This window comes from Bradyrhizobium sp. SRL28 (assembly GCF_018596315.1).
In the GTDB taxonomy this organism is placed as follows: domain Bacteria; phylum Pseudomonadota; class Alphaproteobacteria; order Rhizobiales; family Xanthobacteraceae; genus Bradyrhizobium.
This window is the reverse complement of sequence record NZ_JAHEAG010000008.1, coordinates 244,500-253,211: the sequence shown is the minus strand read 5'-3', so window position 1 is coordinate 253,211 and position 8,712 is coordinate 244,500. Positions and strand designations below refer to the sequence as shown.

Genomic DNA, 8,712 nt, shown 5'->3' with positions numbered 1-8,712 from the left:
GCCCCCGAGACAATGAACGTTATCGCTTCGGAGCGAAGTATCCCGTTGCGAGAATACAACACCAAGCCCCTTGTTCGCCGCTTCACCGCAGGGCTCGGCGCTCCGACAATAGCATTTGGCCATCGCAGGCCAGCATGGGAACCGGCTAGTGGCGTGATCTCGGTTTGGCTGTGAACAGAGGCACATACCTCTATTGACTCAACCGATGGTTACGCTTTGGGATGCGACAGGCGGGGAATCTACAAATGCGAACGTTAGGAATTGTTGTGTTCAGCCTTGCGCTGGGCGGCTCCGCGTTTCAGCCTGCACACGCCGGTACTTTCTACACAACGGGTAAGGAGTTTTACGAAAGTTGCTGGCAACGAAAAACCAAGGACGAACCTTGGAAAAATGCCGTAGCAGCAACACCAAGCGAAGCGGCTCTCTGGGCTAGTTGTAGTCCAATGGTGGCGGAAACGATGATCAGCATCGGGTTTGAGATATCGTCTTCACGTGAAAAAGCGCCAGCAGAGATGAAAGCATTGGTGGGCTTTGGTCCGAACTTCCGATGGGGCCCGATCGCCTCTACATTCCTGTAATTGAAATAATCGAGAAGACGGGACCGTCAGCAACTGATAACCTTGCTCCGGCAAGCTGGATTATTAAGCGGGCATTACTTGCGCGTTGGCCACGCTGCACTGGCGCGGCGCGTCAGAACAAGTACGTGGCCGCATTTCTCAGGGTTAATATCGCCGACCAGCAGAGGATGGTTTTGACCACTATTCGCGATCTAGCTCCACTAGATAAACGAACAGGATATCCTCCGTATCATCCGCTGCGCTGCATGCACTGTCGTACCTGACCCACTCCTCTTCGGTGGCTGGCCGAGCACGTATTCGCAGCCCGGGCCTATAGAGCGGTTCGCCATTCGACTTCAACCGGGACAATTCTTCCCGAAACCACTCCTCCTTACAAAGCTCGCGGGCCTCGGATCCGCGTGCTTGAAGCGCGACCATAGCCTTGTCTTCTATTAAAATCGTATAGATCAGCCCTTGAGGCTCGCGCTTCATTCTCTCATCACTGTGGTTGATCGATTGCTGGGTGCGGCAAGGGCCCTGCGTGATCGACGACGGCGCCGAGATCGCTAACATCGATCCATCCGCCGCAGTCGGGGCACCGAATGTGGCTGTCCGCCGCCCTCTCAGGGGATTGGCGTTGCCGTTCATCCAGGTACTTGCCTCGCAGAATAGGCCTCATCGGAAAGCATCCTTCACCCGAGCCATTGCCGGATGCTCGGGGTTCTTCACCTTCACCCAGTTAGACGAAACACCCGCACGATAAGGCCGATCGTTTCGCTTGGAGACCAAGCCCTCAAGGCCCAACACGCAGGCATGGCGAAACAGGTCCGGCCCGATCTCGCCACGTTCAAAATCGGACAGAAATATTCCGTTGATGCGGCGCGACATCAGCCGCGCCAGGCTCGCCTTACGCATGTTCAACGGCAACTTTCGCAGATCGTCGCCATCGCTCATCAGCGCGTCGAACGCGTAGAACTGCACCTCGTCATTGTGCTGGCGGCTGTGTAGCCCATCGAAGTCCGAGCGGCCGTCCACGCCGAGCAGCACGGCTTCACCGTCCAGCACAAACGAGCCGATGCGTATGCGCAGCGCTGCCTCAGCGATCAACGGGTAACGATCCGTCCAGTCGTGGCCGTTGCGCGAGAATAAGCGAACCCGCTTGCCCTCCTGGTGAACGGTAAGTCGGTAGCCATCGTGTTTGATTTCGTGGATCCAATTCGGCCCCGCCGGCACCGCAGTTCCGCGAGTCGGCAAACAAGGGACAAACTCAACTCTACGCATGGTTCAAAGCAAGGATAGTTGCTGTCCGAGCTTGCGCCCGGTCTGGCCTTCAATGAAGTCTCGCATCGTCTCGGAGACCTCGCGGCCTTCAGTTGCGATGTGCTGCTCTAGCGCGTTCGCTACGTCCTCGGATGCGTCCCGTGACCACCCCTCGACGGGATTGAATGCGACGACCCGGATGACGTTGTCATACTGCCCCGTTAGCAGGTCATCGATCAGCTTGATGTAGGTGATCCCCTCGTCGGTCTCCCGGAAAGAGGGGCCAGCCCGGAAGTCTTCTAGGACCAGATAAAAATCCTTGTCCAGCCGGTCATTCGGAACAATCGACGGTACACTCATAGGCAAACTCCCTCGTCCCGAGTCCAAAATAGGTCGGGAAAAGTTGGAAAGCGAATCAGGGAGCGATGCAGTTTTGCGAGCCGGTCAAGCGGAATCCGCGGGCAACAAATGTTAAGACGGGCCGATTGCTTCCCAGGCTGCAGCCCCGGTTCCGGGCTGCCTAGATTAGGAAGTCCGCGCTACCCTCGATCCGCCTGCTAGTCACCAGTCTCGATCACTCACGCGCTTGCCGATCTTCCAGCAACCAATCGTGGGCTGGTACTCGGCCTCGAAAAATGCCTTGGCGTCGGTACCCATCGCATCTTTGGTGGCGTCATCCAGCTGCTGCTGCACCAGCCACTTGCGATCCTTGTCATAGACCCCGATCGCGCCGAGGCCGAAGCATGGTCGATCCGGATGGAGGGCTATGGCGGGCCTGCGCAACCGTCCCCCACCATCGGCCAATGCCTCAACGGCGGCCTAGGCTGGCTCGAGGTCGAATGCAATCGCTGCAAGACGCGGGCGAGCCTGCCGCTCGACGCTATCCGCCGGCCACGGGACACGCCGATCTGGAAGCTTGAAGCGTCGCTGAAATGCAGATCCTGCCGGAAGGGACGGCATGCATCACCTGTGCGCATGATCAAGCTCACGGCGGCGCGCGAGATCACGCCCTACAAGTGGGTACATCCGGATGAGGAACGCTGATTATTTCGACACGGTAGGCTGGCTTGCTAATTCCTTTTCCCGGTCGTCCAAGAAGCTGAGTGCGATATCGATTTTGGTCAGTTCGCCCTCGATCCACTCGCGCTCCTCTGCACTCGGACTTTCTTTTAGCTGATGCTCAAGCTGCAGCTTTAGAGCGTGCAGATTTTCGATCGCTGTCATGGACGAGGACCTCTCGCGCTTTTGGGAGCGGGGCCGCCTCGAGGGCTCGAAGCGACCCCTGATCGCGCAGCACGCAGGCCGAACTTGGGGACTGGCCAATGTGCGCGACCTGCAGCCACGCTAGTCCTGTGTAGATCGGCGGCAATGAAATTCGGGTGTTAAGCTTGATGCCCGCGTTGCAGGTTAAATCTGGAACCGCAAACAAAAAGACCGCCCGAAGGCGGTCTCTGTATTCGCGAGCTTGGATCAGATCAGGCTCCGCCGGCCAGGCGAGACGCGGGTTGATGCGGCTGGTGCTGATCGGCTCGAGGTAACTTGAGGTTACCCCCTGCCGCTTACCGTAAGCGCGCGCGGCGGCTCAGCAACATGCGAGCAGCACACCCAGCTCGGCGCCTTCAATGCGCGCTCTGTCCTCAAATCTTCGCGCAAACAGCGCACTTGCGATTCTGTGCACGACATCGGCGTTCGCTTTCAGTGTCACGTCCGCCAACCTGTAGCCTTCTGCGCGTGCTGCGCGGCGCTCGGCCGCGGGGAAGTTCGACAGTATTTTCCGCATGTCTCTAAAGTCGCCGATCTTCGTTGCCCTCGGTGAAGACGCTCCAAAAGCGTGTTCGGCCCTGCAACCCGCAACGCAGACCGCGAGGTTCTTGACGTTATCGTCGAAAACGCTGCTCCGGGACCAGCCGTTGCCGGTCGCCAGCTCGATCTCAACGAAACACAGTTCAGCACCCAGCCCATGCGCGACGGCAGCGTGGCCAGCTTCGTGGACGGTGAGGGCGCGATCATTGGAATCGAGGGCATTGCTTATGGCAATTATCTCAGCGTCATCGGCCATTGCCGTCTCCGTTTCGCTTGCCCGGCGGGGTCATCGTCTTTCGGGCGAGTTCCCGGTACTCGTTCATTGCGTCCGCCCGAAAAGCCGTTTGAGTTTGGCACAGGTGTTGTAGGTTCGACGTCAGTCGAACTATCACCTCAACCATGGTCCGGAGTTCGTCGAATGTAACCGACTTCGTCTTCTCCTCCGGCGTGAGGTGGGCAATATCAAGGTTGCGCAGGTGCACAAGTCGGCCGTGCACCTTCCAATCAATCTCTCCATAGATTTGCCGGAACTCGTCGATCAAGTCGGTTCGTGACGGCGGAAGAAGAACGTCTGGTCCGACCCGATCCTCTAGCGCCTGCAAAAGCGCCGCTACCACGCTGGGGTCTTTTAGGAGGCGATGAACTGATTGAAAGCTCAACTTGCAATCATCACGGTCGAGCAATATAGACACCCCCAGGGCGGCCACCAGGCGCGCATCGCTATGCAGGACCCATACAAGTTTGCGCCAATCGCTCGCCGGGTCATCTGGCGTCGACAACAACAGATCGTTCAATCCATCACACGACCCGAACGAGAACACGCATCGAGTCGCGGCAGTGATGAGCCGTTCGGCGTTGTTCAGGATGAATTTCAGCGTCCGGGTTAGCGGGGGCCATTCTTTGGACCAATCTTGCGATGAAAAGGCTGCCGTCGAAGTGAAGACACACTAGCGTGCAGTGAGGTCCGTCGCTACACCTTGCCGATGAGTAGGTCGAGCTTGCCCTGATCGCGGCCGCCATCGGCGCTGCAGTTGGCGATCGTAGCGGCGTTTCAGGCGCTGTCGCATCGCACCGCCAGCTTGACCATGTTGCGCAGGCTTGGCGGCCGGGGTGCCTTCGTGATACTGGGTCTGGACATCGGGCGCAAATCCTCGCCTCAGGGCGGCGGTAACGTGTCGGGCAGCCAATAGCGCGAATTGTCGACCAGGCACTGCGAGGCGTCCTTGCTGCAAAGGCACGTTAAAAGGCCTATCGTCGCACAGTCTGCGCCTTTCGTGGATGCAATCACCGAGCCCAGCTATAGTGCCCCGATTTCATAGTTGGTTGTTCAATGCCGGGAGCCAGCATGAACGACAAGTTAGAGGCATTCAGAAAGCGCCTGCGCGGGCCGGAAAAGGAAAAAGCCAAGCGGCTGTCTTGGATTGGGTCGCCGACAGCGTGGCTAGCGCTGGTCATCTCGTCAACCACGGCGTTCTTTAATCTGTTCTATTACAGCGACGAACTTAGCGTGGCAGTTTCACCAGGCGGTCCTATTCGACTGGATGGTCGATCTCTAACGGTCAATCCGCCAAGGAGCTTGACGTTCATCAACTCAGGCACCAGGCCTGTCGCTGTGCTGGAGGTTGAGGTCAGTTATGTGCAACCAACGAGGCAGACTCTGAAGCCCGATTGTTCGAGAGGGCACTTCTCGCATCTCGGTCTTGATGTCGAAGCAACCGTAGTCAAACCGCAAGAAATCGTGGTGACCTCGTCGAAATTCCACGATGGTCGATCTTCCGTCGAGGAAGCAACGTTCTTCGTGACCGAGGCGAACTCAGAGAGGTCGGACGTATCTGTTGCGGAGTGCGTGACGTTTAAGTTCGTCGCGACCGATACGTCGGTTCAGTCCAGAACGATTTTCATGGGTGCGTATGAACTTCTGCTTGGCACCAGAATTCTACCTCGAGTCCGAAAGGAGCAAGTTCTGATTAAGCGTAACAGATTCTGGACGAAAGGTGGTTATGACGTTTCCGGATACTTTCCCGATGAGGCAACGTTCCCTCTTGTGAAACGCCGCGACAGTCAAGATGCCGGGCGACCTTGAACCTCAACCAGGCGAAAGCCCGCCGCGATGAAGCCTTCAAGTTAGTTTCGCCCGCGCCAACTCTTTATCGTTGACGTTCAGAATCACAACCCCGTCCCAAAAACCAGTATATCGGACCTCAACGATGTGAGTTTTCCCGTCCGCATCAACGATTCCTCCTCGACAATTAGCAACGCCTTTTCGGAGAAACCTACTAGAGTCCACCACCTTACCGTCTATATAGAGTTTGCTACCATCAGAGCCGTGGCCTAAATATTCCGATTTAATTTCTAAAGCCATGATGGCCTCCAACGCCTCAGTTGCCGGCTCTTTCATTCCAGAACCTCATAGGCGAACGCCACACCTTCGGGATCGTTTTCCGCGAACCAGGTTTCCGCGGCGTCGGCATTCGCGAAGACCTTGAGGTGATCGGGTTCTCCGACCTGCTTGCTCGTATCCACGTAGATGAGCACGGTCATTGGTCCCTCTTGAGTCTCCGTTTGCCCCAATGGGTATCTTTGCGATCGGGATTGAACACCCGCTCGACACCACGGTTCAACGCCTTCATGACCGCGATGCGCGCCAGCATCGTCGGACCACTTCGCGCAACCACCATCAGTGCCTCGATCGCAACCTGCCACTCGGATAGGGCGGATTCCTTTTTCGGCAGGCTGGCGATGTAATCGGCGGCGTCTCGCAAGGTGACGAGCGTCTTGCCGTTAGGGAGCCGTATCGGATCCTCGAACGCGCGCTGCCAGCCCTTGTCAGTCATTCGGCGAAGTGACCTTATCTGAGCACGATCCACCACCAGAGCGCGAATGCTATGAATGTGGTGACGATAGAAATTCCCACCGACGTCGCAATCAGCTTCGCCCATTCCCAGTTAGTCACGGTCGCAACTTCCAGTCGGCCCCTGCCGCACTGCATCATCCGTCGAGTCGCTATGTGACACCACGGACTGAATTGCATGTCGGCATTCCTGGTAATCCGCTGACTGGCACATACCGCGCGGCGACTATCGTCAGGATCGGGGGCAACGAATGCGCCTGATGCGCTGGCGGTTTGGCTGGCGACGCTGACAAGTACCCTGGCCCGCCGTTACAAATCGGCGGGTTTTTTCTTGCGGGACACTGCGCTATCGACTTAGGCTATCACCATTGGCTCAAAGGGAGATTGTCAGTGGCGACAGGTACTGTGAAATGGTTTAACCCGACGAAGGGATATGGATTTATTCAGCCCGACAATGGCGGCAAGGATGTCTTCGTGCACATCTCGGCCGTCGAAAAAGCGGGACTGAGCAGCCTCAATGAGGGCGCCAAGGTGAGCTACGAAGAAATGAGCAACCGTGGCAAGACGTCCGCCGAAAATCTGAGAGTCGGATAAAATTAATTCTGTCGGCTCGCCGACTTCTGAAAAGGAAACGGCCCCAGCCCTCTCAATAACTGGGGCCGTCCATTCCAATGCGCCAAGCCAAGGGGGCGACCGTGACTGGCGCCGGCATCAACGCGCCTAACGACCGGCCCCGTTCCTATTCTCGATTTGTTCTTATCCGGCTGATCTAGCATGTAGCTCAAGGTATTTAGTCCGCTGAGAACGAAGCGAGGCCGCCTCAGACTTTGGGTCCGCCCGCGGGTGATCCCAATACTTTTCGTTTGCCGATCAGAAAGTAGCGTTCCGTTTTCGGAACACGCGTCTACAATGGCCAGCTTAGCCGGGAGGGCACGGCCATGAAGGACTATCAAACTCGTCTAGAAAAGCTCAGAACGGACGCGGCCGAATGTCGGCTGATCAGCGACCTTGCCACCGACCCGGCAAAGCGGGAGTTGTTTGACCGACTGGCTTTGCACCTGACGACCCTTGCGGACCAGGTTGAGCAGGCCATGCTGCACTGGAAGCCAACGGGGACTCAATGAAGTAAGGCCGTCTCAGTTAGCGGGCCGCTACTATCCAGATCAGCGCGGCGCAGCGGACGCAGCGACGGTAGAATCAAGCCAGTGCGCCAGGCCAGAGTTTCGAAATGAGGCTGGAACCCAATCGGAGCAGAGTTTGATCCGCCGGTCCCCACATTGGCGAATCTTTGATCTAGGTCAATCATGACCACTTTTTCTCAATCCGATAATTCTGCGCGTCCGAGACGGGGCGCAAGGAGAGGGAGCGGTCCCGGCGCTCGCCAGCCCCGGGCCGGGGCCGTTCCTGTGACGCCCAGCCGGACGTAAGGACTTCTATTCCACAAGGCGAAGGGTCCGGCGCCTTTTCATTCGATCGAGAGCGTTGACGACCTCATCTCTATCGATGACGCGATAGGCCGGTGCACTGTATGCGTAGCGTCTAGCGGGCGTGGCGCGTTGTATTCTCCGAGGATGCGCCTGGCATCTTCCAGAGCTCGCAATACAGTCTCTTGATCCGTGTTGCTCATGGTACGCGCCTAACTGAGCGCGGACTCAATTAGATCGGTCAGCGTTCGTTCCTACAGGTGGCAGGCGGCGGGCATCGCTTCGCGTTTAGAGCCCGGCGGGCACTTCCCGGCGTCGTCAGGTATCGGGCGGAAAGTAGTATCGCAGCGTCAGGCGGATTGCGAAGTAGAGTGCGATGCAGACTGCGACAACGATGCAGGCAATATCGGGCATGGCAATCGATCGCTCCTGGAATTGAGTTCGCAGGATAGCATCCGCAAGAATTCCAAGAAGCGAGCTCCTTAGAGTGCTTCCGCGGCTCTCAACCACGATTCAAGATCCTACAGCCGCAGGAGTTTTTGCGGACATGGTGCGGACAGGATTTTTCGACCCCTCCAAAGGGCGCCGCTGTACCTGTAACGTATTGAAATTATTGTGGTTTTGGTGAGCGCGGAGGGACTCGAACCCTCGACCCCATGATTAAAAGTCATTCGCGCGTGGCGGGCCTCCCGGAACAGTGATCACTGTCTAGGGTAGGTTGTGTTAGGTTGGTTGCTCGCCTCCTTGGGCGTTTCCTCCCTTAGACTTGGGGGCCGTTGTCGGTACGCCGGCAGCGGCCTTTTTTATTGCGATCATC

The 8,712-nt window shown here is 57.4% G+C and carries 15 protein-coding genes; 5 read left to right on the top strand and 10 right to left on the bottom strand.

Translation table 11 applies throughout. The annotated features are described in order from the left end of the window. The first annotated feature begins 245 nt into the window (after positions 1-245). Positions 246-578 (top strand): hypothetical protein, encoded by a 333-nt coding sequence (locus tag KIP88_RS19800; protein WP_214489620.1) that lies wholly within the window; start codon positions 246-248, stop codon positions 576-578. Between the two features lie 180 nt (positions 579-758). Here the strand turns inward: KIP88_RS19800 and KIP88_RS19795 are convergent, their stop codons facing one another. The 4 genes from KIP88_RS19795 to KIP88_RS19780 form a co-directional block, all read right to left on the bottom strand. After that, positions 759-1,130 (bottom strand): hypothetical protein, encoded by a 372-nt coding sequence (locus tag KIP88_RS19795; RefSeq protein ID WP_214489619.1) that lies wholly within the window; start codon positions 1,128-1,130, stop codon positions 759-761. 102 nt (positions 1,131-1,232) lie between these two features. Next, a complete protein-coding gene (locus tag KIP88_RS19790; RefSeq protein WP_308163594.1) occupies positions 1,233-1,790 on the bottom strand; it encodes an RNA ligase family protein in 558 nt (185 codons plus the stop codon). A 51-nt stretch (positions 1,791-1,841) separates the two neighbouring features. After that, positions 1,842-2,177, bottom strand: a complete 336-nt coding sequence (locus tag KIP88_RS19785) for a hypothetical protein (protein ID WP_214489617.1) — start codon at positions 2,175-2,177, stop codon at positions 1,842-1,844. 201 nt (positions 2,178-2,378) lie between these two features. Next, the gene (locus tag KIP88_RS19780; RefSeq protein WP_214489616.1) at positions 2,379-2,600 is read right to left on the bottom strand and encodes a hypothetical protein; all 222 of its coding nucleotides are present in this window, start codon (positions 2,598-2,600) and stop codon (positions 2,379-2,381) included. Here KIP88_RS19780 and KIP88_RS46565 point away from each other — a divergent pair. Further along, complete coding sequence (locus KIP88_RS46565) at positions 2,493-2,861, top strand: hypothetical protein (protein ID WP_374226485.1); 369 nt, start codon at positions 2,493-2,495, stop codon at positions 2,859-2,861. The genes KIP88_RS19780 and KIP88_RS46565 overlap by 108 nt on opposite strands. Here the strand turns inward: KIP88_RS46565 and KIP88_RS19775 are convergent, their stop codons facing one another. From KIP88_RS19775 to KIP88_RS19765, 3 genes are all read right to left on the bottom strand, one after another. Next, positions 2,862-3,041, bottom strand: a complete 180-nt coding sequence (locus KIP88_RS19775) for a hypothetical protein (RefSeq protein WP_214489615.1) — start codon at positions 3,039-3,041, stop codon at positions 2,862-2,864. Positions 3,042-3,399: 358 nt separating this feature from the next. Further along, positions 3,400-3,876 carry a hypothetical protein gene (locus KIP88_RS19770; protein WP_214489614.1) on the bottom strand — a complete coding sequence of 159 codons (477 nt, stop codon included), beginning with the start codon at positions 3,874-3,876 and terminating at the stop codon, positions 3,400-3,402. After that, positions 3,866-4,414, bottom strand: a complete 549-nt coding sequence (locus tag KIP88_RS19765) for a hypothetical protein (RefSeq protein ID WP_214489613.1) — start codon at positions 4,412-4,414, stop codon at positions 3,866-3,868. The genes KIP88_RS19770 and KIP88_RS19765 overlap by 11 nt, the downstream gene beginning before the upstream one ends. Before the next feature lie 551 nt (positions 4,415-4,965). On the opposite strand from KIP88_RS19765, the gene KIP88_RS19760 reads away from it, so the two are divergent. Beyond that, positions 4,966-5,703, top strand: a complete 738-nt coding sequence (locus KIP88_RS19760) for a hypothetical protein (protein ID WP_214489612.1) — start codon at positions 4,966-4,968, stop codon at positions 5,701-5,703. Between the two features lie 36 nt (positions 5,704-5,739). Here KIP88_RS19760 and KIP88_RS19755 read toward each other — a convergent pair whose 3' ends face one another. From KIP88_RS19755 to KIP88_RS19745, 3 genes are read right to left on the bottom strand one after another with little or no spacing between them, the layout of a single operon-like run. Beyond that, on the bottom strand, positions 5,740-6,018 hold the full coding sequence (locus tag KIP88_RS19755; protein ID WP_214489611.1) for a hypothetical protein: 279 nt from the start codon (positions 6,016-6,018) through the stop codon (positions 5,740-5,742). After that, complete coding sequence (locus KIP88_RS19750; RefSeq protein WP_214489610.1) at positions 6,015-6,161, bottom strand: hypothetical protein; 147 nt, start codon at positions 6,159-6,161, stop codon at positions 6,015-6,017. The genes KIP88_RS19755 and KIP88_RS19750 overlap by 4 nt, the downstream gene beginning before the upstream one ends. Next, positions 6,158-6,559 (bottom strand): hypothetical protein, encoded by a 402-nt coding sequence (locus KIP88_RS19745; protein ID WP_249790875.1) that lies wholly within the window; start codon positions 6,557-6,559, stop codon positions 6,158-6,160. The genes KIP88_RS19750 and KIP88_RS19745 overlap by 4 nt, the downstream gene beginning before the upstream one ends. Positions 6,560-6,861: 302 nt before the next feature. On the opposite strand from KIP88_RS19745, the gene KIP88_RS19740 reads away from it, so the two are divergent. Together KIP88_RS19740 and KIP88_RS19735 are read left to right on the top strand one after the other, a co-directional pair. Further along, positions 6,862-7,065, top strand: coding sequence for a cold-shock protein (locus KIP88_RS19740; protein ID WP_212423177.1), 204 nt, complete (start codon positions 6,862-6,864; stop codon positions 7,063-7,065). A gap of 344 nt (positions 7,066-7,409) precedes the next feature. Continuing rightward, positions 7,410-7,595 (top strand): hypothetical protein, encoded by a 186-nt coding sequence (locus KIP88_RS19735; protein WP_214489609.1) that lies wholly within the window; start codon positions 7,410-7,412, stop codon positions 7,593-7,595. Positions 7,596-8,712: the final 1,117 nt, after the last annotated feature.

Coding starts and splice junctions, on each gene's coding strand:
- KIP88_RS19770 (WP_214489614.1), bottom strand. CDS start 3,876: ATGGCCGATGACGCTGAGATAATTGCCATAAGCAATGCCCTCGATTCC.
- KIP88_RS19745 (WP_249790875.1), bottom strand. CDS start 6,559: ATGGGCGAAGCTGATTGCGACGTCGGTGGGAATTTCTATCGTCACCAC.
- KIP88_RS19750 (WP_214489610.1), bottom strand. CDS start 6,161: ATGACCGTGCTCATCTACGTGGATACGAGCAAGCAGGTCGGAGAACCC.
- KIP88_RS19785 (WP_214489617.1), bottom strand. CDS start 2,177: ATGAGTGTACCGTCGATTGTTCCGAATGACCGGCTGGACAAGGATTTT.
- KIP88_RS19800 (WP_214489620.1), top strand. CDS start 246: ATGCGAACGTTAGGAATTGTTGTGTTCAGCCTTGCGCTGGGCGGCTCC.
- KIP88_RS19775 (WP_214489615.1), bottom strand. CDS start 3,041: ATGACAGCGATCGAAAATCTGCACGCTCTAAAGCTGCAGCTTGAGCAT.
- KIP88_RS19795 (WP_214489619.1), bottom strand. CDS start 1,130: ATGTTAGCGATCTCGGCGCCGTCGTCGATCACGCAGGGCCCTTGCCGC.
- KIP88_RS19735 (WP_214489609.1), top strand. CDS start 7,410: ATGAAGGACTATCAAACTCGTCTAGAAAAGCTCAGAACGGACGCGGCC.
- KIP88_RS19760 (WP_214489612.1), top strand. CDS start 4,966: ATGAACGACAAGTTAGAGGCATTCAGAAAGCGCCTGCGCGGGCCGGAA.
- KIP88_RS19755 (WP_214489611.1), bottom strand. CDS start 6,018: ATGAAAGAGCCGGCAACTGAGGCGTTGGAGGCCATCATGGCTTTAGAA.